Here is a 24244-nt window from a genome sequence, read left to right on the forward strand (position 1 = left end):
GGGTTGCCCGCGAATGGGACGAAGGTCAGTTCAGCAGGCGAAGCGGATCTCCCGCCGACCAGGCCTGAATGTCCTCGATCATCTGCGAAAAGAACTGCTGATAGTTCTGTCGGCTGACGTACCCGACATGAGGCGTGGCCAGTACATTGTCCAGCGTGCGAAACGGGTGCAGTGCCGGCAAAGGCTCCTGATCGAATACATCCAGAGCCGCCCCGGCGATGCGTTGTTTCTGCAAGGCCTTGATCAGCTCGGCTTCGTCGACAATGGGCCCGCGTGCCGTGTTGACCAGCAGGGCGGTCGGCTTCATCCAGCCCAGCGCCTGGGCATCGACGAGACCACGGCTGCGGTCGCTGAGCACCAGATGCACCGACAGCACGTCAGCCTGTTCGAACAATTGCTGCTTGCTGACATAAGTGACGCCGGCCTGTTCGGCGCGCTCGGCGGTAAGGTTTTCGCTCCACGCAATGACGCGCATGCCGAACACCTGCCCGAACTGCGCGACCCGTTGGCCGATACTGCCGAGCCCCAGAATACCGAGGGTCTTGCCGTGCAGGTCGCCGCCCAGACCTTGCTGCCATTGTCCGGCACGCAGGGCATTGGCCTCGTTCACCAGATTGCGGGTGGCGGCCATGATCAACGCCCAGGTCAGTTCCGGTGCGGCGTGTTTGTAGCTGTCGGTGCCGCAGACCCTGATTCCGAGTCGGGCCGCGGCCGGCATGTCCAGCGCTGCGTTGCGCATGCCGCCCGTGACCAGCAGTTTCAGGTTCGGCAAACGCTTGAGCAGGTCCTCATCGAAGCGCGTGCGTTCGCGCATCACGCAAATCACCTCGAACCGGCCCAGTCGTTCGGCCAGTGTGGCGTTGTCCGCCGGGTACTCATGGACAAAGGTCACTTCACCGAGACTGTCCAGCACCGACCAGTCGACCACGTCCCGCGCCACGTCCTGCCAGTCATCGATTACTGCAATCTGCACCGCCATCAGCCTTGACTCCTCAACGAACGGGATTGGTTTTGTTCAGCCAGTCGAGCAGCGCCTGGTGGAACTGCGTCGGTTCTTCCATTTGCGGCGCGTGGCCCAGGCCGGGGAATTCCACCAGTGTGGATTGCGGGATCAGCTTCGCCACCTGCTTGCCCAGCACCTCGTAGTGACCGATTTTCGCCTTCACTTCGGGCGGTGCGATGTCCTTGCCGATGGCCGTTGTGTCAGACGTGCCGATCAGCAACAGGGTCGGCATCTTCAGATCCTTGAACTCGTAGTACACCGGCTGGGTAAAGATCATGTCGTAGATCAGCGCCGAGTTCCATGCGACCTGAGTCTTGCCCGGCCCGTTGCTCAGGCCGGCGAGCATGTCCACCCAGCGGTCGAATTCCGGCTTCCAGCGACCGTCGTAATAAGTGCTGCGCTCGTAGTCGCGAATACCCTGGGCGGTGACTTTCAGTTCGCGCTGATACCACTGATCGACGCTGCGCCACGGCACGCCGAGGGCTTTCCAGTCCTCCAGGCCGATCGGGTTGACCAGCGCCAGTTGCTCGACCTGATCCGGGTATTGCAGGGCGTATCGGGTGGCGAGCATGCCGCCGGTGGAGTGGCCGAGCAGGGTGGCTTTCTGAATGCCCAGCGCCTTGAGCATTTGCTGGGTATTGGCCGCCAGTTGCTGGAAGCTGTATTGATAATGTTCGGGTTTGCTGGAGGTGCAGAAACCGATCTGGTCCGGAGCCACCACCCGGTAACCGGCCTCGCTCAGGGCCTTGATCGAACTGTCCCAGGTCGCGCCGCAAAAATTCTTGCCGTGCATCAGCACCACGGTGCGCCCGTTGGCCTTGCCGTGGGCGGCGACGTCCATGTAACCCATCTGCAGAGACTGGCCCTGGGACTGAAAGGCAAAGTGCTTGAGGGTGTAGGGATACTCGAAACCTTGCAATTGCGGGCCGTACTGCGGGCCTTCGGCATGGGCGAAAAGGGGCAAGGCAGCGGTCAGCAACAGGCCGGGCAGCCAGCGGGTCAGCGACACAGACATGGGACAACTCCACAGGAAATCGGCCGATGCTGGAACGGCCGGATTAGGGCGACGTTAAACACAGGCAACGTCCACCGCAGAACGTTCAACCGAGCCAGCCGAGGGTGAGCATCGCCAGCACCCCGTAGCGAGCGCCTTTGGCGAGGGTGACGATCAGCAGAAAGCGCCCGAGGGGTTCACGCATGACCCCGGCGATCAGCGTCAGGGGATCGCCGATGACCGGCAGCCAGCTGAGCAGCAGCGACCAGTGACCATAACGCTGATAGTGAACACGGGCGCGGGCCATGTGCTTCGGGCCGACCGGAAACCAGCGGCGGTCCTGAAACCGTTCCAGCCCGCGCCCCAGCCACCAGTTGACCAGCGAACCGAGGACATTGCCCAGTGTCGCCACGGCCAACAGCCCCCACAGCCAGTAACGATCGCTGACCAGCAGCCCGACCAGCACGGCTTCCGATTGCAGCGGCAGCAGCGTCGCCGCGCCAAACGCGGCCAGGAACAGCCCGAGATAACCCGCCGTCATCAATGGGCCGGGTAATCCGCCACCACCACATCGGCACCGTCCTTCTTGAGGCCGATCACCTGATAGGCATCGCTCATGCCGTCCATCTCCATGCCCGGCGAGCCCATCGGCATGCCCGGTGCGGCTACGCCCAGCAGGTCGTCACGCTTGCTCAGCGCCAGCACCTGTTCGGCGGGCACATGGCCTTCGACGAATTTGCCGTTGATGATCGCCGTATGGCACGAGGCCAGGCGTGGCGGTACGCCGTGTTGTTGCTTGAAGGAGCTCATGTCCGCCTCGACGTGATCCTCGACCTTGAAGCCATTCGCCTCCAGGTGGCTGATCCACTTCTTGCAGCAACCGCAGTTGGCGTCGCGATGGACTTCGATCGGGATGAGGTCGGCGGCTTGCGCCAGGGAGGAAAGGAGCAGGGCGCTCAGGGCGGCCAGACGCAGAGGGTTTTTCATGCAGGGTTCTCGACTCGGGTGACGGTCAAAAAGAACGCATTTTGACCGGTTTTTCCGACCCGGCATCAACGGAGTGTTTCCAGTTGATACAAGGCAGGCTGTCAGCATGATCGTAGATCAAAGCTGACAGCCTCCTGAGTGCGAGATGACAAATCCGTCAGCTGACCTTGAACCGGCCCATGATTGCGCTCACCCGACCGTTGGCCTCCAGGAGCTGGCGGGTATTGGTTTCACTGGCCTGGCCGCTTTGCACCAGCTCATCCACCATGTGGCGGATCTGCACCATGCTGCGATTGATTTCTTCGGTGACGGCGCTTTGCTGTTCGGCGGCCGTGGCGATCTGGGCACTGAGGCTGTTGATATGGCTGACGGAGCCGGCCATGTCGTCGAGCCCGCTGGTGACCCGGGCGGTGGCGTCGGCAGCGGACTGGCAACTGGCCTGGGTGTTTTCCATGGCGCTGACCGAGGAACTTACGCCCTGGGTCAGGCGGGTCAGCATTTCGTTGATTTCCGAGGTACTGGCCTGGGTCCGGGCAGCGAGGGCACGTACCTCATCGGCGACCACGGCGAAACCGCGCCCCTGTTCGCCGGCGCGGGCAGCCTCGATGGCGGCGTTGAGCGCCAGCAGGTTGGTCTGCCCGGCGATCGCACCGATCACCCCCAGAATCTCGGTAATGCGCTGGGCGTCCTGCTGCATGTTTTCGACTTTGTGCGTCGCACTGGCCACTTCATCGATCAGCGCGACGACGCTGCTGGTGGCTTCGCCCACCACGACCCGAGAGCGGTCGGCATTTTCGTTGGCCCGTTGGGTAAACGCCGCGGTTTCGGCAGCGTTTTGCGCGACGCTTTCGGCAGTGGAGCTCATCTCGTTGATGGCGGTAACGGTCTGGTCGGTTTCCGAGGCGTGGCGCAGCAGGATCTGGCTGGTGTGTGCCGAGGTGCGCTGCAGGTTGTCGAGGCTCGAAGCCATGGCGCCGGTAGCCTGGGTGACCTCGCCGATCATGTTTTGCAGATAGGCGATGAAGGTGTTGACCGAATGGCCAATGGCACCGAGTTCGTCTTCGGCACGGATGGTGATGCGGCGGGTCAGGTCGGCATCGCCGCTGGACAGCGAATCGATGTTGGCCTTGAGCGCTTTCATGCGCGAAACCAGTTGGCGAATGGCGTAGACCTGCAGCAGCACCAGCAGGATCACCAGCGGAATCTGCAACAGGCTGAGGCTGCTGAGTACGTCGTCACGTTGCGCGGTGAGCATTTTGGTCGGCAGTGCAGTGGCGAGGAACCACGGTGTGCCTTCGATCGGGCGCATGAAGAAGGTGCTGGCTTCACCGTTGTTGTCGAATTCGACACGCTGCGCCTGATCGCGATTCTGCAGGCCAGCCTTGACCTGGCTGGCGAAGGTAGAACCGGCGGCCAGTTCGCTGATGTTCTTCAACACGATCGGGCCGCTGATACGCGAGCTGTTGCTGATGATCTTGCCGTCGGCCTCGACGATCAGCATTTCGGCGTTGAGGTCTTTTTCCTTGCGCGCCACCAGGTCGTTGAAGAAGCCCAGGGTCACATCGATGGTCGATACGCCCCAGGCGCTGCCGTTTTTCTGGATGGCCATGGCGCAGTTGGTGCGCGGCTCGGCGCTCGCATCATCTTTATAGGCAGCGGCCCAGGCGCATTGCCCGCGCGGGGTCTGCATGCCGCCCTTGTACCAGCTCTGGTCGTAGTAGTTGGGGGCCGCGTCGCTGTTCCAGAAGGTGTTCACGGCGAGCTTGCCGGAGCTGTCACGGTGCCAGAAGGTACTGAACTTGTTGCGTCCCGCCTCACGCTGACCGGGCAACGGCCAGATACCACCGCCGAACACCTTCAATTCGCCGTACTGATCCACCAGCCCCGGCAGCACGGTATCGATGGCGGCGCTGTCGAGCAGGGGAATGGTCTGGGTGATGCTGCGTTGCTGCGACTGAACCTTGTTCAGTTCGCCCTGGATCTGCTGGGCGACCTCGGCGATGCGGTTGAGCACGACTTGCTCTTCGGTATGGCGCAGTTTGGGGGCGACCAGTTGGCTGATGCCCACCACGGTCAGGACCGACAGCAACAGGATGAACAGAACCAGAAACAACGTATAGCGAGCCTGAATGGTACGGAATGCGGGCATGGAGACCGGTCCTTGAGCAACGTTCTTATTAGGGGATGGGAGCAAAACAGTAGGGGTATCCCTTACATATCGTCGCGACGCGAGGAAGCTTTAGGTACTGGCGTACTAAAAGATTCCCGGAACGTTGATCGGCCAGTAACAGGCTCGACACATTAAAACTAACCAGCCCGTTTGTTAGAGTAAAAAGTCGATTTTATTGAAGCCGGGAAAAGGGCTTCGGATCAGTAAATCTGGGGCTTGCATTCATTTGTATCGGAAATGTACATAAATTGTAAAAAAGTGAAAAATGGGTTGGTGGCATTCGTTTGCCGGCCGATACTCCGGGCAATTCAAGACGTTCCACAAGGATATTTTTCATGTTCTTTTCGCAAGGAGCACGCTCATGACCGTTGGTTATACCGGCGCCTGGCAACCCAAGGCGGGTTTGCTGGTTCGAGATACCGCAAGTTCAAGCAAACCGGTTTCTCAAAGCCTGAAGGTCAAGCAGATGCTGGCGCTGGTCGGTAACGACCCCACCGCGATCAATACGGCGGAGATGGACAAGCAGGGGCTGCACAAGAACATCAAGGGTTTCGATCCCACCAGTGTTTCAGCCAAGCAGTTGGGCAGCCTGAGTGCAATGTTGCGCAGCCGGGGCCTGATTTCCGAGATCACGTCCATGACGTTGCTCAACGCCGGCGACAAGTTTGATCGCTTCGGCGTACAGAAGGATCCGGACGCCAAGTTCAATGCGCTGGAGTATTTCGCGACGCAGCTGGAAACCATCCAGAACAACAATCTCAAAGGTAACAAGTACGCGAATACGTTGATCCCCGAGTACAAGAAAGCCATCTATGTGCTGCAGAACTTGAAGACTTACGGTCAGGGTGGGGAACGCAAGCCTCCAACCGATCAAGGTGTCAAAGCCAAGGCATGAAAAAAGGCCCGCCCGGGAACGGAGCGGGCCTTTTCATTTTATGGAGCGGTCAGTTGCCGGTGCTGCATGTCGTCATGCAAGCGCTGCATCTGTGGGCAATGCAGGGTCAGGGGCCTGGGTTGGAATCCGCGATGAAACAGCGCCAGCCATCCCTCACCCCGGCCATCGGGCGCCATTCCGGTGAACACGAACCCGATCGCCGAAAGCCGGCGCCAGGCATTGTCGAAACCCTGTGCGAGCCTGAGCCTGATCGATATCAGCCAATGGGCGGGCAGTTGCTGCAATTGCTTGAGCAAACTGTCGTCGACTTCACTGAAGACTCCGTCATAACGCCCCCATTGTTGTTTCAGCTGCGCCGGCGCGCCGATCCAGGGCGAAACGTTCAACCGCGTTCCGAACACCTCGCACATCTGCTGCATGAACTCACGGCATTCCCGCGGCCACGTCAACGCCGGCAGCGGGCGCCGATAGCCATCGACGGGGGCGTAACCCAAAACGAGCGATTCCGTCCCGGCCGCGCCAAAGGGCGACGGAGCATGATCGGGCAGGAGACCGGTGTTGTGAAAACCAAGACTGGTGGCCATTTTCTGCGTGTAGGGGTGATGGGTCATCTGCTTGATCGTGACCCCCTGATAACCGAGCGCCTGCGCATGGATCAGCAAATGTCGGCTCAGTCGCGTAGCGATGTTCCGACCACGGAACTGTTCATCGACCACGCTCAGCGCCAGTTCGGCGACGGACGATCCCTGGTCGAGAATCAACGTGGCATGTCCCGCCACCTGATCCTTCGTCACCGCCACCAACGAGTGCCAGTGGCCGTCGGCATGGTTCTGACTGATCATGCGGGGCAGATAGACATGCGGCTGGGCGTAATGATCGCCATAGATCTTTCTGAACAGACGACTCACGGCGGCGGCGTCACTGGCGCGGTAACCTCGCAGGGTAATCGACTCCATCAGCAACGCTCCTTGCCAGAGGCGTTATAGTCGCGCCGGTCCAGCACGCGCTGACGTTTGCCGGAGCGTGGATGACGTACCAGTTCCTGAACCGGGCAGCAGCGAACCTGCAACGCCAGCAAGTGATCGGCGCTCAGTTGCTCGATCAACGGATAGTCTTCGATCAATGCACGGTGCAGCGTCAGGTCGGTTTCAGCCATTGCCGGAGTCATGGCGTTCGGTGCCCAGTGCAGGCGCAGGATATCCATCGCCTCATCCTGCTCGATCACCAGTTGCCAATCATCGCTCCCGGTGACCCGCCGCACGGTCTCGCCGATCGCCTGCGGCAGCAGGGTCAGAATACCCACCCGTATTCGCTGGCTGTCGGCGCAACGACCCATCAGCGCGAACTTGCGCCGGGATGTCCCGCTCGGCTCTCGCCAGCAGGCCCGGTCGCCGACCGGGTAGCGGATCAGAGGCATCAACCGGCGCGTCAGGTTGGTTATCACCAGGCGTCCGACACGGTCGCATTCCTCGATCACTTCGCCGGTCTGCTCATCGAGAATTTCCAGCACAGCGTGGCGTTCGGGGACCCGATGTTCTCCCAGGTCGCAGTCACGATGGCTGGCTCCGATGAACCCGGCGTCCACGCTGGCGTAGCCGATAGAGGCTGCACGGGCATTGGGAAGCACCTGCCTGAGTCGTTGCAACTGTGCGTCAAACAGGCTTTCGCCGGCGTAGAGCAGGGTGGTGACGCCTTCGAGGACTTGACCTTGTTGCTCGAGCCAGGCTGCGAAGGTCAGCAGATGGGCGGGCACACCTGCCAGCACGTTGATCCGGTGCCGGGCAATCGCATCGGCCAGGGCGCCCGAGGCGACATGGCCGGTGAACGGAAACTCGACGACCTCGATTTCCATATGCGTCAGCGCATCGTGAGTGAAGATAAAACTGGCATACAGATCCCCGACAAAAAACAGGTTGGCGACCCGGTCCCCGGTGCTCAACTGCGCGTCGAGGCTGCGACCGAAGTCCGTCACCAGTGTTCGCCACTCCTCGCGCCGGAACAGTGAAAACTTCCCGGCACTGGTGCTTCCTCCCGTTTTGAAGATCAGCGCGTCATTCAGCGGCGCGGTCAGGACAGGCCATTGGTCGAGGTCATGACTGCCTTTCCAGTATTGAACGGGGTCAATCACCGGCAGTTTTTCCAGCGATGGGATCTGCCGGGGAAGCCCGGCAAAATGGCGTGCATAAAAGTCTGAATGCTGTCGCGCAAACGTCACCAGTTCTTCCAGTTCAAATCGTGTGTTCATCATTGGCTCCTTGCCTGTTTGCGCCGGGACCAATGCCCCGATTGTCGATCAGCAGCGGCGTCTTGCCGCTGTGTTTGTTGCGGGTGAATTCGGTGCTGCCGCAGACTTCCACCTCTACCGTCAGCAGGCCTGTCTGGATGAGCGTGGCCAGCGTCGGATAGCCCGACAGGCGATGCTGCACATCATCGGGTTGCCGTGGGCTGCGAAACCGCATGCGTTCCAGGCCGTCCGGAGCATGTTCGAGGATCAACTGAAAATCGCTCTGCAGATGCTCTGCCAGTTGCGACAGGCAGATGAAGTCCGTACCGATGCGCACGAGTCTGCCGTGCCGCTGCAACAGTTCGAAGCGCGGAGTGGGCAGGCCGCAGTCACAATTGCCGGGTAGCCAGCGGCCGCTGTCACCGACGTCGTAGCGCTGGACGTCCTGACCCTCCCGTTCGATGGAGGTGAATACCAGGCGTCCGGTTTCACTACCGGTCACTGGTCGATCGGCGTCGAATTCGACAATTTCCAGATGCTGGATATCACTCATCAAATGGAACACGCCATCGCCGGTGGCCGGGCAGGCGTGGCCGAGCGGCCCGGCATCGACACTGCCGTAAATGGCCGAACGGATGAGCCTGACGCCACAGTCGCGCATCAGCGCAAGGCTTTGTTCGCCAGGGTGTTCGCCACCGAGAAATACCTTTTCGATCCCGCCATAGTCCCGCAGCCGTGCCTGCTCGTTTAGAAACAAACGATGCAGAGTACTGGGCATGCCAACCAGTACGGTGACGCGCTGATCGATGATCAACTGCGCGATGTCGCGATAGTCGTCATCGGCCGGTGCGCCCATCGGCAGGTGTGTGACACCCAGCAGTTCCAGCACCTTGGAAAAACTGAAGAAGCCACCGTACAGCCCGCCGCTGAAGAACAGGTTCATCACCCGGTCCCGGTTCGGGTCGAGACCGGCCGCGAACAAGCCGTCGGCGCTGGCGCGCATCTGCCGATCGAAATCCCGGTAGCTGTAGCCGGACAGCGCAGGAGTGCCGCTGCTGCCGCCGGAACGGAAGTACAACCGGGCCGCCGGGTGGATCGGGCGGGTGACAAAACCGTCTTTGCTCATGATCGGCAAGTCGGCCACGCCGGGGGACGTCGGCACAGGGTCGAGCGTGGCGCGGGTTGCCAGCGTGGTGCCCGGCAGGCTGACCGACACGCGTCGGCTCAAGCGTTGCAAGGCATAAACGCCATCGTGGGGTTCGCCTTCGTAGCCGTCGTGAATCGCGTGTACCGGGGTGACCCGTGTGACGCCTGCGGCAATCAGCGTCTGGGCCAGCTCGGCGATGTCGTGTTCAGTGCAGATCAGACCGGCGCTTTGCAGCACGTTTCGCCAAGGCAACAGTGTGTCCGTGAGCTGCGTGCGTGGCAGTGGTTTGAGCAACAGGCTGCGAAACAGGGGGGAGGGGCCAAGTTGCGGGTCGTGGGTCCAGATGACTCGCCAGTCCGGTGCCTGCCAGACATGACCGGTGGCCCCGGCAAAGCTGTAAGCCAGGCGTGCCATCGCCGTGCGGGTGGTGATTTCCGAGGCTTCCTGAACCGAAGGCAACAGGGCCGGCCAGTGTCGGGCGCGGCGTTCGAACGCCTCGGCCAGGCCTTCGCCGATGGAACGCAGGGTGCTTTCGTCGTCACTGTCCACCAGCAGCCATTGCGGGCTGGAGCAGGCCTGCTGGTCAAGGCGACAGACTTCATCGGCCACGGCGTCCAGGGCCGCCGGTGTGACCGCTGCCGGTGTCAGGTAGACGAAGCTGATACGGTGGCCCCAGTCGATCCAGCGACATCCGGGTGCCAGTTGCTGGCGGATGGCTTGCAGCGCCGATTCGCCTCCCCACGCCGACACGCCGTTTGCGCGTTGGCAGAGTTGGCCGATCCGGGCGGTGGTTGCCGGAACGACCGCGACATGCCCCGCGATCTGGCCGGTCGCATCACACTGCGTCAAAGCGTGGAGCAATCGCGCCGTCAGGCCCTGGTCGCTGCTGCTGGGGCGCAACCAGTTGACGTTGCCGGCCAGCAGGCTTTCGATCACGGCGCAGAACGCCAGCAGCGGCGCATTGCCGGGGGTGATGTGAACCACCAGGCCCAGTGGGCTCCAGCGCTCGAAGCGCGGCTGACGATAATCGAAGCGGCGCAGGCTGCCCGGTTGTTCGCCGAGTTCGCGCAAAAGCTTTTGCCGCAGCGCATCCGGTTGGCAGAACTCGATCAGCGACTGGCGTTGTTCAGCGTCGAGGGGCAATGCCAGATCCGGGTTCTGCAGGCGTGCGGCAAAGGTGGCCGCTGCGTCAAGGACGATCGCCGTGTCCAGCGCCTTGGCCAACCGTTGTGGCAAATCCAGTTCAAGTTGTTGCAGTGCGGCGTCGAAGGTGCAGTCGGTGTGGAGCTGTCCGTTGATCAGGTACATGTCAGTGCTTCCCCAGCAATTCAGAGGCGGCCATGGCGCAGCTTCTGCCGGCCGTGGTCGCGGCGCGGCCATGCAGTTCGAACCAGTCGGTGGCCAGACCGCAGCTACAGCTGGTGCCCGGATGCAGGGTGGCGAGATCGCTCATGACCACGGCATGGGCCGGGCTCGACGAAATGTAAGGCGAGACAAAACTCAGCAAGCCCTGACGGCCGTAAGGCTGAACCGTGAAGTCAGATGGATTGCGCACGAAGACCTTCGAATAGACCGGAACATGGAAACGATGGTGAGCGCACTCGAGATACGGCACCGGATGCTCGACCGCGCCGTAACCGTCACGGCAGCGGGACATCTTGATGCCCAATTGGCGGTGGATACGTTCGTACAATTGCTGACGGGGTATCTCTTGCGCCGCATGGGTCTTCCAGCCGCCGCCAAACAGTGCCAGCGAGCCTTCTGCCAGTTGCAGATCAGCCACCCCGGTGGCCCGCATCCGTTGCAGGGTCTGCCAAAGAACGGCAGGGAAGCCGAAGATCCGCACCGGCAAGCCTTCATCGGCGAAGGACTGCAATGCGGCGATCACGCCAAAGCCGTCGAACTCATGACCGCCGCCTGTGTGGCGCAGTGCATAGGCCACGCGATTGACGGGCGCGAACCGGCACAGAAACTGATCGGTGAAGGACGTACCCAGGCGGCTGCCGGACTCGGGCTCGTAGCTCAGGAGCAAGTAATTGCACGGTGTCTGCGGGTTGTCCCAGCCATAGTGGTTAAAGATCCGTTCGACCATGAACTGGGCGGCCTCAAGGCTGCGCTTGTCATAGCGCATGCGGCTTTTCTGGCCGCTGGTGCCTGACGATGTCAGCTCCAGAGCGTCTGCACCGGTCGGGCTGAGCAGTTGCTGCTGTTTGAAGTAACTGGCGAAGACCGGGGGCAGTTGCGACCAGTCGTCGAGGCTGTCCACGTCGGCCACGGTGAGGCCGTTGGCGTTCAACCAGTGTTCGTAACCGGGCGTGTGGTCACAGTGAAACCGGCAGATTTCGGCCATGGCCTGGTCGAACAACCCCGCTGGCATGGATTGCGCGCAATAGGGTTGCGTCAACGCACAGAGCGCGTCGCTGTGAGGGAAATGGAACATGGGATGTCCTTATGGATGTGTCGAGGAGACGGTTTCCTGGCGGGAGGCCCGAAGAAACCGGTACAGGAATGGAAGGCTCAGCAGACCACCCAGCGCGGCCCACAAGGCGAAGGATTCAAGGCGGGAGCCCCCGCCGATCGCGGCGATGATCGAGCCGCCGGCGCCCATCACTGCAATCGAGATCATGCCGATCGCCGCCGACACCAGGCCTTTGCTGTCATCGCTGGAAAACAGCGCCAACCGATAGAGCGCGGCATTGCTCATGCCCAGTCCCACGGCGTACAGCACCAGACCGCAGATCAACAGGCCAAGGCTGGCGCTGGTCAGCGCGCCGGCCAGCAGAATCAGCAGTCCCAGGCAGAACGGCCAGAGCGCCAGATGAATCAGCTGCGGCAGTTCGCGAGATGCCAGCAAACGGTCAAGGATCAGATTGCCGGCGATGACCGCCGCGAAGATCGGGATCTGCCATAAGGCGTACTCTTGAGTCGACAGCCCCAGCAGTTGGATCAACAACAGGGGGGAAAGACCGATCCAGACGATCAATGGCAGGCTCATCAGCCCGAGTGCAAGGCTTGCACCGAGGAACATCGGGGTGCGCAAGAGCGCCGCGTATCGAAGGCGAGTCTGGTGCCAGGACAGTGGAACCGGCGCCTGCTGCCTGCCATCGCGCCGGACGATCCCGACGGTTTCAGGCATGCAGGCATAGAGCCCGAGCCACGCGATGGCGGCGGCCAGACTCAGACCCAGAAACAGCTCGCGCCAGCTCAGCCATTCCAGCAACAGACTGCCGAGTAACGGGCCGAGCAATGGCGACAGCAACGCGATGTTGCCAAGCAGCGCCATGAGCCGTACGGCATCCGCCTCGCAGAACACTTCCTGAAGCGCGGGGTAGCTGACGGCCACCACGAATCCCAGGCCCATGCCTTGCAACAGCCGTAATGCGTTGAAAACTTCGATACCGGGTGTCGCGACCGCTGCTGCGCAGGTCATCCCGAACAGCGCGCAGCCGACAAGCAGCAGCGTGCGGCGGCCGAACCGGTCGGACAGCGGCCCGATCAGCCATTGCAGGCACACGCCTCCGATCAGATACAGATTGAACGCATTGGGGATATGGCGTGGGTCGGCATCGAGGTCCTGGGTGACCGTGAGCATGGCAGGCATCACCAGATCACTGGCCATATAGGTCAGTCCTTCGAACAGTGAAATCGCCAGGCAAAAGCCAAGGATCTGTAGCGGCGGGAGTTCAATGAGGGTTCTTTGCATACGCTTCCATGCCTTCAAGAGAGGGAGCGCAAAGGGTAGGGAGAGGGGAGCAAGGTTCCTACGTCGTAGCTACTACTCAGTATGTCGCAGGTTTGCGGGGTATTGCGGTTGACGGATTACTTACTCGGGATTGCGAAACATCCGACATTTTGAGCCGGGATATATACGGAAAATGCCCACATCCTCGTGGGCATTTTTTATGGTATTCAATTAAATGTTTCATTTGAAGAGAGCGTAGTCGGTGCTCTGCAAAGGTCGGATTTACCGATGCTGGTAGTAACCAGGGCCTCCACCATAGTAGCGATGATCGCCATGCCAGCCGCCGTGGGGGAAAATGATGCAGCCGCTCAGTGTGAGCAGTGCCAGAACTGGAATCAGCCAGGTGATTCGACGCAGCATTTCAAAAGTCCTCATGGTTGACGCCGCATGGAGCCAAAGCTCTATCGGCTGTAACATGAGACCTCGTTTGCAGCGGCGCATCCCCGTGAGTCGGTATGCGCATGGCATCAGCGCCGATACAAACCCGATACATTTCCAGGATTTCAGGAACCCGTAATGACCCAGTCGCAACGTTTGAAATACTCGATTCTGATCGCTCTCTGCGTGTTGGCAATCATGCTTGGCCTGTCGTGGATGCAGAACGCCGGGATGCTCAGCGAAAAAATGTTCCAGTACATCGCCATCGGTGTGGCGGTGGTCGTGGTGGTGATCAACGGCGTGATGCGCCGCAAGGTCAAACCCTGACGGCGCTCAAGAAGGAATTCAGTGGCTGTTGAGGACGGCAGCAGCCTGTGGATGCAGGCTGTAGCTCTTGTCGGCGTTGAAGGTGATCACGCCTTCGGCGCACAGGCGCTTCAACACTTCGCGCACACTGAGAAACGACAGCGGAATGCCCAGGTCCAGCAATTGGCTGTGGACACCGCGCACGCCCAGACTCCGGTCGCTTTCGGCGGCGATCAGCAAGGCGTCGATGACTTTCAGGCGAATCAGACTGGTGCGCAGGCCGAAGCTCTTGAGCAGCAGACGAATACGTTCATTGCCGTGGCGTTCGGCCCGTTGTCCGAGTACGCCGGCGTGCGAACCCATGGAAGCTCCTTGTGGTGCCTGGCTACCGTCCGATGGTAGTTGCAGGTTGTACATGCGATTACTCCTTTTCAGAGCCTGATCAGGAAGGGTTTCTGGTGCTCTCTCTAATCAAGACGTATCAGCCCGACAAATCATGAAGCGAAAAATGTAGAAAATTTGTCGTTGATTCGTCTTTTCCGCGTGATCAAGGCTTTGAGCGGACGGTAAATCCGCTAAATTTTTTTTCATCTGTTTCGTTTCCCGGTCAGGCTCATTGCGCGTGGACGCGTGGGTGTTTTCCAGAACGGATCCGCCGCCCCTCAAAGGTTCGATACGCGAGGATCCGCTCTCAGGCATTTCGATCAGGAGCGAGCGTGATTATTTCCAGGCAGTTAACCGGGCTGACCCTTGCCGGCATGTTTCTCGGGCTGAGCCTGTCGGCGCAGGCGTTCAGTCCTGCCACCCAGGCCGGGGCCGACATTCGGCGCACAGGGTTTGGCGTACCGCATATCCGTGCGCAGAACGAGCGTGGCCTCGGATTCGGCATCGGTTACGCCTATGCACAGGACAATCTGTGCCTGCTGGCCAACGAGATCGTGACAGTCAACGGCGAGCGTTCACGTTATTTCGGACCCGAGCAGTTCACGGTCGAAGAGCGCGAGAACCGCGTCAGCGATGTGTTCTTCCAATGGCTCAACACCCCGCAGGCGGTCAATGCCTTCTGGCAGGCACAGCCGGTCGAGGTGCGTGATCTGGTGCAAGGTTATGCCGCCGGCTACAACCGCTATCTGGCCGAGCGTCGCCAGCAGGGGCTGCCACAACAGTGTCAGGGCGAGTGGGTGCGGGATATGACCGCCCAAGACCTGGTGAAGCTGACACGCCGGCTGCTGGTGGAGGGCGGCGTCGGACAGTTCGCCGAAGCACTGGCAGGCGCCGCGCCACCGCAGGCCAGCGCTCAGGTCGGACAGGATGTTCGGGCCTATCGACTGGCTGCCACACGCCTGCAACGTTTTGCCCTGGACCGGGGCAGCAACGCGGTGGCGGTGGGTAGCGAGCGCTCATTCAATGGCCGTGGAATGCTGCTGGCGAACCCGCATTTTCCGTGGGGCGGCGGCATGCGTTTCTATCAGATGCACCTGACCATTCCCGGCAAACTGGATGTGATGGGCGCGGCGTTGCCGGGGCTGCCGATGATCAATATCGGCTTCAACCAGCACCTGGCCTGGACCCATACCGTCGACGCGTCCAAACACTTCACCCTGTATCGCCTGCAACTTGATCCGCAGGATCCGACCCGCTACATGCTGGACGGGAAATCCCTGCCATTGAGCAAGCAGACCGTCACCGTTCAGGTCAAACAGGCCGATGGCCAGGTCGTGCCGGTCTCGCGGGACATCTACAGCTCGCAATTCGGCCCGATCGTGCAGTGGCCGGGCAAGCTCGACTGGGACAATCAATACGCCTACAGCCTGCGCGATGCCAACCTCGACAACGACCGCGTGCTGACGCAGTGGTACGCGATGAACCACGCCGCCAGCCTCAAGGAGTTGCAGGATTCGGTACACAGGATTCAGGGCATCCCGTGGGTCAATACCCTGGCAGTGGATGACAAAGGCCAGACGCTTTACATGAACCTGTCGGTGGTGCCGAACGTCAGTGCCGACAAACTCGCCAGATGCAGCGACCCGCGTATCGGCCTGCAAATGATCGTGCTCGACGGCTCCAACAGTGACTGCGCCTGGGGCATCGATCCACAAGCGGCACAGAAGGGAATCTTTGCAGCCAGCCAATTGCCGCAACTGCTGCGCAAGGACTTTGTCCAGCATTCCAACGATTCGGCGTGGCTGGCCAACCCGGCACAACCGCTGACCGGTTTTTCTCCGCTGATCAGCCAGCAGGACCAGCCACTGGGCCTGCGTTCGCGGTTTGCATTGGATCGTCTGGCGAGCCTGGGCAAAAAAGGGCCGGTGTCGGTGCAGGATCTGCAGCATATGGTGATGGACGATCAGGTGTACCTGGCCGGCCAGGTGCTGCCGGATCTGTTGCAGTTCTGTGGTACGCCTGGCGCGGCCGAAGTGGCATTGAAGCTTGTGTGCGCCAGTCTCAAGGCATGGGATGGTCGAGCCAACCTGGATTCGGGAATCGGACTGGTGCATTTCCAGTCCATCATGCAAGCCTTGCAGGAGTCGCCGGATGTCTGGCGCGTACCGTTCGACCCGAAAGACGCGCAACACACCCCGCGCGGTCTGGCGGTCGAAAAGCCCGAAGTGGCCGGCGCGCTGCGCGAGGCAATGCTGGCGTCAGCCGAGTCGGCCGACAAGATGGGGCTGACAGCGCAAACCCGCTGGGGCGATGTTCAGGTGGCCAGCAGCGGCGGCCAGCAGACGCCGATCCATGGCGGGCCGGGCACGTTGGGTATCTATAACGCGATCCAGAGCGTTGCGCGTGAAGACGGCAAACTGGAAGTGGTCAGCGGCACCAGTTACCTGCAAGTGGTAACGTTCGACGACATGGGGCCGCACGCTCAGGGTCTGCTTGCGTTTTCATTGTCCAGCGATCCGGCGTCGAAATATTCCAGAGACCAGACGGAGGCTTTCTCGAAAAAACAGTGGAGCGCCTTGCCGTTCACCGAGCAGCAGATCAAGGCGGATCCGCAGTATCAGGTGCAAAGCGTGCGTGAAGAACCGGATAAAACGGGGAACGTGGCGGCGCAGTAATCAGTCGTCACGATGTTGCATCAACCACTGAAGGCCGCTCCCTCACAGGAGCGGCCTCAGCTTTTTGGTGGCTGTTGAGGCATCGGATTGATCACCGGATTGCCTTCCTGGTTGCGGGTGATGAACACCGGCAGGACCTTGGGCATCGAGTTGGCGAAGCTGTTCAGCTCCTTGACGTTATAGATGCCGCCGACCCGGATCGAGCCTGTGGCGCTATCGGCCAGCATCAGCGGTTTGTCCAGATAACGGTTGATCAGCGGCAGGGCTTCGCTCAGTGCCAGGTTGTCGAGCACCAGTTTGCCGTTGCGCCAGGCCAATGAGGTGTCGCTCGCATAGGTCTGGCTGATTTGCGGCATGTCGTCGCCATGCTTGTAGCGCGCCTGCATCGCAGGACCCAGGCGCAGACCGTCACCCGACAGCTGCGTGTTGCTGGTGACCAGCACCGAACCTTCGACCAGGTTCACTTTGACCTGGTCTTCATACATCCAGACGTTGAAACGGGTACCGGTGACGCGAATCCTGCCTTCGGCCGCCTTGACGATGAACGGGTGGCTCAGGTCATGGCTGACTTCAAAGAAGGCTTCACCCTTTTTCAGCGTGACGCGACGCTCGTTCTTGTAGTTGCTGAAGGTCAGATCGGTGTTGAGGTTCAACTCGACCTGACTGCCATCGCCAAGGGTGACATGGCGAACCGTGTCGGTGGCTGCGAAGTGCTGATAGCTGTCGGGCAGCCAGCCAAGGTTCCAGCCGGCCCAGGCTGTCAGTGGCAGCGCCAGCGCGCAAACGCAGGCTGCTGCCGCGTATTGGCGCCAGGTGCGGGGTGGTTGGCTGATCGATATGACCGCCGCCGGTTCGGGGCGCGGCAAATGTTCGGCAACCTCCCAGATTTCCAGCATGGCCTCGTATTCGAAGGCATGAAGCGGGTGCGCATTGCGCCATTGTTCGAACGCCCGCCGTTCCTCGGCGGTGCAGTCGACGGCGTGCAGGCGCATGCACCAATGCGCAGCGGCATCGGTGATCGCATCGTATTCAGCTTCGGATAGGGTGTTCTGGGTCATTGACTCGTCCTGATTTACTGCATTCTAACCTTGACGGGAAGGTGGCGAGAACCGCCGTCATGGCGATTTCCCATCAATGGGGGCCGGTTTCCCCGTCATACCTCCTCAAAACAGGATGTATTGAGAACAGTATTCATGAATCGAGTGAAAAATTGATCAAAAGCGCACTCTTCGCATTTGCGGTCGCCCTCAAGGAATGCGCGGGCATCGAGCCCGCGCTCTGCCTGTTTCAAGGAGACTGAACCGGATCGAGCTGTCTGCCGATTTCACAGATCAGGCGGGCGATGGAGTCGGCATTGCGCAGGATGACGTCGATTCGTACGTCCGGCCTCTGCGGATCGAGGAAGGCGTTGCGCGCCTCCTCAATGGTTTGGCTGCCCGTCAACCTTAGAACTTCGTCACTGATGAGCTGCATTTCGGGGATGTTGTCGATGCTGATCCAGGACTTGAGTGTGGTATTCCATTCCGCGAACAGTTGAGCCCGAGGGGTATTCAGTGACAAGGCCGATACCTGATCGAACACCAGTTCCTGAAACAGCAGGGCTCCGGAAGCGGTGAGGGTCGAGATCAGGTCGCTGAACGGCTCCCGGGCTCTTAATGAAGCAATGTCCAGCGCCTTGCTGAACTGATGGGAAAATTCGTGAATCAGCGTTGATGCCTGTGCATGGGCATCGATATCGAACGGCTCCATCAGGTAGATCTTGTACTGATCCAGTTGCTGATCGAAAAAGTGTTCGGTGAAATGCACTATTTTTTTTGCGTCACCGTCCAGCACGAATGCAATCACGTCGTTCATGAGCCTGTTCGAGCCGACGACGAAACGGTCGGTATCCAGCAACTCGTCGGCGGGATCCACCAATGCCCGACAGATCGGCAGGATCGCATTGTTGATCTTGGCAAGCATTGCGGTGTCGATGGCAGGTACATCAAAGAAGCTTTCAAGAAAACGGCTCACCCGAAGATTCTCAGTGCCGTGGCGCAGGAGAGTCAGGTTATGCAGGCAGTAGAAAGCGTAGCGTCGGGCGAGATCGATGGCGTTCACCAGCACTCTGGCCTTTTCCGGGTACTTCAGGCGGATCTCATCCATCCCGCGCGCCTCGACGTTCAACATTGAGTGGCGCAGGTTCGAGAGGCTGGGCCGGCCGGCCAGTTTCCTGAAAGCCTGGCCGTAGTGAACGCTCTGGTGAGCCGGCACACGAACCATGGCCAGCCCTTTTTTCTGAAACAGTGGGCTGTATTTTCCTGCACCTGCCAGTTGCCAGGACGCGTCACTCTTCGTGACCTGATAGACCTTGCCATCGATGGCTGCATAATCTCGATGGCTGGCCGGTTGCCGGTAGGTGCCCGCCGCCGAATCATAGGCAAGATCCTTGAGTTGAACGTCGATGACTTCTGATGACTGCATCAGGGTGCGCATCGGCGAGGCCGGTTCGACGTCGCCAATATCGGACCCCGCAAGCTCGTCGGTTTCCAGCTCGGCAACCTCGGCCCCGGCCGATATTTGCGGCAACAGCGCCATCTGGACCATCTGCACGCCACCGGCAATAAAGGATTTCAACGCCTGTTTCCAGTGATGGTTCTGCAAGGCTTCGGCCGAATCCTTGAAGTTTTCGTAGGCGCGCCAGAGAAACGGCACGATGGCCAGTTTGCCTTGCAGCGTATTCGACACCAGCCTGATTCCACCGCTGAACAGCGTTTTGGCCGTATCCCAATCGGACTGCGCTTCGCGCTCGACCTGTGATTCAAGCTGCTGTTGCAAGAGCTTGAGGTTATCGCTGTACAACTGCTCCAACAGGTTGCCTTCGATCGGGCGGCTCGCCAGCGTCATCTCGCTGGTCTGACCCGCCGTGGCGGCCAGCAGATTGCGAAAGATGGCTCGTCGTCCGGCAGGCAAGCGCCGAAGCAGCAAATTCTGTAGAGACCCCGGTGTATTCAGTGCGGCGATCAGCGCCTCTTCGTTCTTGAACTCCTGAAACACCTGTTCAGCATACGGTGCGTAAAGGACCAGCGGCCCCACGTTATTCTGACCCGGAGCAAAAACATAAAGCCCTGCTGCGGTCTCGGCACTTGCCCCCGGGGTCTTGATCAGCGAAAGCGGACTGACGACGACGTGCGCACCAGAAACGGTGGCTCGGGCGTAGCCATCGGGCATGTCCAGTCCCTGGCAGACTTGCGTATAGGCGCCAGCAGACAGGTGCTGCTGCAGTTTCAACGCATGGGCGTGTTGCATCAGTTGCCAGGGCACCTGGTGGAAAAAGCGCTGCTTGCGCTCACGACTTTCGACCGTATCCGTCGAGAGGGCGGCCATCACTTTTTGACCGTAGGTAGCCGGAATCTCCAGCGACAACAACAATTGATCGACGGCGTTGCGATCCAGTCCGGGAGGCAAGGTTTCGGCGGTTTTCGAAACCACCCGGTACCCCGTGCCCTGGAGTACGTTGACGTGATTCAGGGCAAACTCGACCAGATCGAGGGGCGGGCCGGCCAATGCCAGATCGGGGATGATCTCGATCTGCCGGGGATCGAGATGCTCGCCCGGAAAACGCAGGTCGAGCGAAGTCTTCAATGCTTGTTCGACATGATCGGCCAGCGGCGTAACGCCAGTCAGGTAATCCTTGTCATCAATGACATTGCGGTTCCACCGCTCCAGCAGCTCGATGTGTCGTTTCTGATCACGGACCGGAGCCGTGCTGAGCCAGGCTGGAAAAGTCTGTTGATTCTCGATGGCTCGGGCATGCTCAATCGCCAGACGCAGATTGGTTCCGGGCGGTATCTGGCGCAGTACTGCAAGTGCCTTTTCCCGTTTCGCCCCTTCATCCATGCGTTGACGCACTTGTTCGCAGCACGCCAGATAGTGCTCGATCCCCGACTGCATGCGCTCATGCAACACATTGCGATTGATGATCTGAAACTGTCCCAAGGTATAGAGCTGATGCGGTTGATACTGTGCGGGCGAGATGTTTTCCAGCAGTGACAGTCTTTCAACGTTGTCGAGCAATCGCCGGCGCAGTGCTTGTCGGGCGCGGGCTACGTTATCGAACACCTCAAGTCCCAGCGCTGGCGTCCATAGCACGGTACGCCCGGAATGATGGGCGTCGAGGCCTCCGCGCTCGGTCATGAACACACAATGGGCCAGGCGCCAGACTGTCCTGCCGTCGGGAGCCTCAAGCGTCAGGGCGTAGGCATCGGGTCGAAAGCCTCCGACTCCCTGACGTTCCGTACGGCTCGGCCGATCGGCATCGATGACGGTTTCGACGACGGCACGGGCCCACGCAGGCAGACTGCCGCTCGACGCCCTGAGCCGGGCTTCGCCATTCACGCCGACGAACCAGGCGTGCGCCAGATCCGCTTTGATATTTTCAAACCAGTCGCGCTGGGCATCGCGGGTTGTCATGGGCTGCTTCGCGAGTTTCTCCAGAAGAGGAGATTCGACGGCATGGAACGTCTTGATGGCTGCGCGGGCCTTGTCGGCCAGGAGCAGCGAAGGCTGCTGACTGCCGGACCAGAGCGGTTGTGTGCTCCAGCGTCCCTGCACATCGAGTCGTTGCAAGCGCTGGTGAATCATCGAGCGGATATCCAGGCTTTTGTCGAACAGCGCGTGAAGGTTCACCGTTCCGTCGGCGAGGCGAAACACTTGCAGGGCATACTCGAGGTTCTGTCGTTGCTTGGTGATGATCGACTCGCTCAGGAACCCGAACACCTCGCCGGCTACCCGGTCCCCCGAAACCTGAGGCTGATCGAAACCCAGAAAGCGGCTGCGCTCCTCCAGGCTCAGCAGCGCATAGAGTTCGTCTTCGTGGCCTTTGGTGATGAATTTGCTTTGCAGGGTCGCTTTCAGATCCCGATAGTCCTCGAGCTGCTGCAACCCTTGAGAAGGCGTGTAGAGAAAAGCATCAGACCCACTACTGATCATGAGCGAACCTGCCAGCTCCACATGGTTGGCCGGGTTCTCCCAGAGACGTACGGTTTCAGCGAAGGGGCCGGGGCCGCCGTCGACAGTCGGCCGGATCAACTGATGCAGCGTGTTGAACTGCTTTGCCTCGAGGACTCCGGCTTCACGCTTGAGCATCCAGTCGACGCGGGCCTGGTCCTCCAGCACCCGGGCCAGGAATGTGCGGCGCGTTGACCCGAAGACTGCAGCGGCATTCCAGTAATGTTCCAGCTGGCGAAACAGCAGGGCCGGCAGCATGCCCGACGCCTGGATGGCGGCGGTTCTCCATTGTTCCTGATCGTGGGGGCCTGGTGTCCTGGCGGGGTGGGAAAACTCCGCAAGCCGAATACTCGGCCAGCGCTGATGGCGGTAGTGAGTCAGCACCGCCTCGCTCAGAGTCATGGACTGTGCCTTGCGGGTATTCCCGATGGGCTCTTGATTGCCTTCTTTTTCGCTGATTGTGTAAACGCTCACGCGGGTGCGGCTTTGTTGCAATGCTCCGAAGTGAGGCATGAGCAGTTCATCCAGCACGCTGTCGAGCAATTGCGTAAGGGTCGGCAGTTTTTTGAGTTCGTCCAGCATGGCCTGGGCATTGAGCAGCGAACCCTGGCTCAGGGTGGCATCACGATCCTCGAATACATCACCTTCAATGATCGAAAACGTCACCGAAACACGCTTGGCATTTTGCAGCCTTCGAATTTGGGTCAAGGGCACAAACGCCAGCAACGTGTCCTGATCGTCGGCCTCTCTGAGGCGTTCTTCAAGTTGAGCCGTCAGGTTCGCGCGACTGTGGTGTTTGCGTATGCCGTCATAGGGGGTGTAGAGAATCTGGCCCTTTTCGTACGGTATATCACTCAGAACGAATGCGCCGGGCAGTGGCACCGGGTTCTGTCCGTCAGGATTGAGCAGAATGCGTTCGGCCAGCATGGGCGGCCGTTGCTGGCGCCGCAAGGCATCGGACGCCAGCCTGACGTTGGCCAGCCATCTGAAATCCTTTTCCGCCAGGCCATGGGTTCTGCCCAGCTCGGGCCACAGCCCCGGGTTGTCGAGCGCTTCGGGGAACAGTAATGCGCCAGTGGGTACGGTCATCGTCAAGTCTCGAAAAAAATGAAAGTGCAGTGAGGTTCGAGACCGGAAAGTAAAAGCAGGCAGACAGACGAAGGTGGTACCGGGGTATCGCACGGTAACCATGGCTGCATGCATTGCAGGGTTGACAGGCCACCGGCTGCCCGTGGTTAATCCGGATGCGTCAGTTCGTACGCTGTTGTTCCCTCCAATAATCATTCTGGAGCTTCAGATGTCTGCGCCAAACGATCATGCGGTCTCGTCCAGGGTGTCTCTGGACGAGTTGACTCAACTGCTGGAAATAATCTTCATCCGTCACGGCACCTCGCACGAGGTCGCCAGGACTCTGGCATACAACTGTGCCAACGCCGAGCGGGACGGCGCCCACAGCCATGGCGTTTTCCGGATTCCCGGTTATGTCTCGACCCTCGACAGTGGCTGGGTCGACGGCCAGGCCGTGCCGAAAGTCGAGGATGTGGCTTCAGGGTTTGTCAGCGTCGATGCCGGCAACGGTTTTGCCCAACCCGCCCTGGCGGCGGCACGTCCATTGCTGGTGGAAAAGGCCCGCAGCGCCGGGATCGCGATATTGGCCATTCGCAACTCCCACCACTTTGCCGCGCTGTGGCCGGACGTCGAGCCGTTTGCCGACGAAGGCCTGGTGGCGCTGAGCGTAGTCAACAGCATGACCTGCGTGGTGCCGCACGGCGCCGACCGACCCCTGTTCGGCACCAACCCGATCGCCTTCGCCGCGCCACGGGCCGACGGTGCGCCGATCGTGTTCGACCTGGCCACCAGTGCCATCGCTCACGGCGACGTGCAGATTGCCGCGCGCAAGGGCGAAAAACTGCCGGCGGGCATGGGCGTGGATAGTCTCGGCCAGCCGACCTGCGACCCGAAAGCGATTCTCGAAGGCGGCGCGTTGCTGCCGTTTGGCGGGCACAAGGGCTCGGCGCTGTCGATGATGGTTGAACTGCTCGCCGCTGCGCTGACGGGTGGCAACTTCTCGTTCGAATTCGACTGGAAGAATCATCCCGGGGCCAAGACTCCGTGGACCGGTCAGTTGTTGATCGTGATCGACCCGAGCAAGACTTCCGGGCAGAGCTTTGCCGAACGCAGCCAGGAACTGGTCAGGCAGATGCATGGGGTAGGGCTCAAGCGTTTGCCGGGTGATCGGCGGCATTTGCAGCGGGCCAAATCATTGGCTGAGGGCATCGTGCTGGATGAGCAAACCCTGGCGCAGTTGCGGGAACTGGCGGGCGAGTGACATTTGCCGGACATGAATAAG

Annotated in this window: 18 protein-coding genes; 4 read left to right on the plus strand and 14 right to left on the minus strand. The window is 60.4% G+C overall.

Going from position 1 to position 24244, the window contains the following annotated elements:
* Positions 1-25: 25 nt before the first annotated feature.
* From NE357_RS13410 to NE357_RS13430, 5 genes are all read right to left on the minus strand, one after another.
* Positions 26-979: a D-2-hydroxyacid dehydrogenase family protein gene (locus NE357_RS13410; RefSeq protein ID WP_169430262.1), complete on the minus strand. Its 954-nt coding sequence runs from the start codon at positions 977-979 to the stop codon at positions 26-28.
* 13 nt (positions 980-992) lie between these two features.
* The gene (locus tag NE357_RS13415) at positions 993-2018 is read right to left on the minus strand and encodes an alpha/beta fold hydrolase (protein ID WP_169430263.1); all 1026 of its coding nucleotides are present in this window, start codon (positions 2016-2018) and stop codon (positions 993-995) included.
* An 85-nt stretch (positions 2019-2103) separates the two neighbouring features.
* A complete protein-coding gene (locus NE357_RS13420; RefSeq protein ID WP_169430264.1) occupies positions 2104-2538 on the minus strand; it encodes a YqaA family protein in 435 nt (144 codons plus the stop codon).
* Positions 2538-2984 carry a DUF411 domain-containing protein gene (locus tag NE357_RS13425; RefSeq protein WP_169430265.1) on the minus strand — a complete coding sequence of 149 codons (447 nt, stop codon included), beginning with the start codon at positions 2982-2984 and terminating at the stop codon, positions 2538-2540. The genes NE357_RS13420 and NE357_RS13425 overlap by 1 nt, the downstream gene beginning before the upstream one ends.
* Before the next feature lie 157 nt (positions 2985-3141).
* Complete coding sequence (locus tag NE357_RS13430) at positions 3142-5133, minus strand: methyl-accepting chemotaxis protein (protein WP_169430266.1); 1992 nt, start codon at positions 5131-5133, stop codon at positions 3142-3144.
* Positions 5134-5515: 382 nt separating this feature from the next.
* On the opposite strand from NE357_RS13430, the gene NE357_RS13435 reads away from it, so the two are divergent.
* Positions 5516-6049: a hypothetical protein gene (locus tag NE357_RS13435; protein WP_169430267.1), complete on the plus strand. Its 534-nt coding sequence runs from the start codon at positions 5516-5518 to the stop codon at positions 6047-6049.
* A gap of 38 nt (positions 6050-6087) precedes the next feature.
* Here NE357_RS13435 and NE357_RS13440 read toward each other — a convergent pair whose 3' ends face one another.
* The 6 genes from NE357_RS13440 to NE357_RS13465 form a co-directional block, all read right to left on the minus strand.
* Positions 6088-7005: a GNAT family N-acetyltransferase gene (locus tag NE357_RS13440; protein ID WP_169430268.1), complete on the minus strand. Its 918-nt coding sequence runs from the start codon at positions 7003-7005 to the stop codon at positions 6088-6090.
* A complete protein-coding gene (locus NE357_RS13445) occupies positions 7005-8294 on the minus strand; it encodes a phenylacetate--CoA ligase family protein (protein WP_169430269.1) in 1290 nt (429 codons plus the stop codon). The genes NE357_RS13440 and NE357_RS13445 overlap by 1 nt, the downstream gene beginning before the upstream one ends.
* The gene (locus NE357_RS13450) at positions 8278-10728 is read right to left on the minus strand and encodes an aldehyde dehydrogenase family protein (protein WP_169430270.1); all 2451 of its coding nucleotides are present in this window, start codon (positions 10726-10728) and stop codon (positions 8278-8280) included. Before NE357_RS13450 ends, NE357_RS13445 begins: the two co-directional genes overlap by 17 nt.
* 1 nt (position 10729) lies before the next feature.
* A complete protein-coding gene (locus NE357_RS13455; RefSeq protein WP_169430271.1) occupies positions 10730-11860 on the minus strand; it encodes a LuxE/PaaK family acyltransferase in 1131 nt (376 codons plus the stop codon).
* A gap of 9 nt (positions 11861-11869) precedes the next feature.
* Entirely contained in the window at positions 11870-13123 is a 1254-nt protein-coding gene (locus NE357_RS13460) for an MFS transporter (RefSeq protein ID WP_169430272.1), read from the minus strand.
* Between the two features lie 261 nt (positions 13124-13384).
* A complete protein-coding gene (locus NE357_RS13465) occupies positions 13385-13522 on the minus strand; it encodes a hypothetical protein (protein ID WP_167443772.1) in 138 nt (45 codons plus the stop codon).
* 156 nt (positions 13523-13678) lie between these two features.
* Between NE357_RS13465 and NE357_RS13470 the strand changes: the two genes are divergently transcribed.
* The gene (locus NE357_RS13470; RefSeq protein ID WP_169430273.1) at positions 13679-13867 is read left to right on the plus strand and encodes a hypothetical protein; all 189 of its coding nucleotides are present in this window, start codon (positions 13679-13681) and stop codon (positions 13865-13867) included.
* Between the two features lie 18 nt (positions 13868-13885).
* On the opposite strand, the gene NE357_RS13475 is transcribed toward NE357_RS13470, so the two are convergent.
* Positions 13886-14263 carry a fe2+ zn2+ uptake regulation protein gene (locus NE357_RS13475; protein WP_169430274.1) on the minus strand — a complete coding sequence of 126 codons (378 nt, stop codon included), beginning with the start codon at positions 14261-14263 and terminating at the stop codon, positions 13886-13888.
* Between the two features lie 299 nt (positions 14264-14562).
* Here NE357_RS13475 and pvdQ point away from each other — a divergent pair, with 299 nt between their 5' ends.
* On the plus strand, positions 14563-16905 hold the full coding sequence (gene pvdQ, locus NE357_RS13480; RefSeq protein WP_169430275.1) for a bifunctional acylase PvdQ: 2343 nt from the start codon (positions 14563-14565) through the stop codon (positions 16903-16905).
* Between the two features lie 56 nt (positions 16906-16961).
* On the opposite strand, the gene NE357_RS13485 is transcribed toward pvdQ, so the two are convergent.
* On the minus strand, positions 16962-17963 hold the full coding sequence (locus NE357_RS13485; protein ID WP_169430276.1) for a FecR family protein: 1002 nt from the start codon (positions 17961-17963) through the stop codon (positions 16962-16964).
* 229 nt (positions 17964-18192) lie between these two features.
* Positions 18193-22983 (minus strand): dermonecrotic toxin domain-containing protein, encoded by a 4791-nt coding sequence (locus tag NE357_RS13490; protein ID WP_169430277.1) that lies wholly within the window; start codon positions 22981-22983, stop codon positions 18193-18195.
* 208 nt (positions 22984-23191) lie between these two features.
* On the opposite strand from NE357_RS13490, the gene NE357_RS13495 reads away from it, so the two are divergent.
* Positions 23192-24223 carry an Ldh family oxidoreductase gene (locus NE357_RS13495; RefSeq protein WP_169430278.1) on the plus strand — a complete coding sequence of 344 codons (1032 nt, stop codon included), beginning with the start codon at positions 23192-23194 and terminating at the stop codon, positions 24221-24223.
* Positions 24224-24244 lie beyond the last annotated feature (21 nt).

The sequence above is a fragment of the Pseudomonas sp. G7(2022) genome, assembly GCF_052660475.1.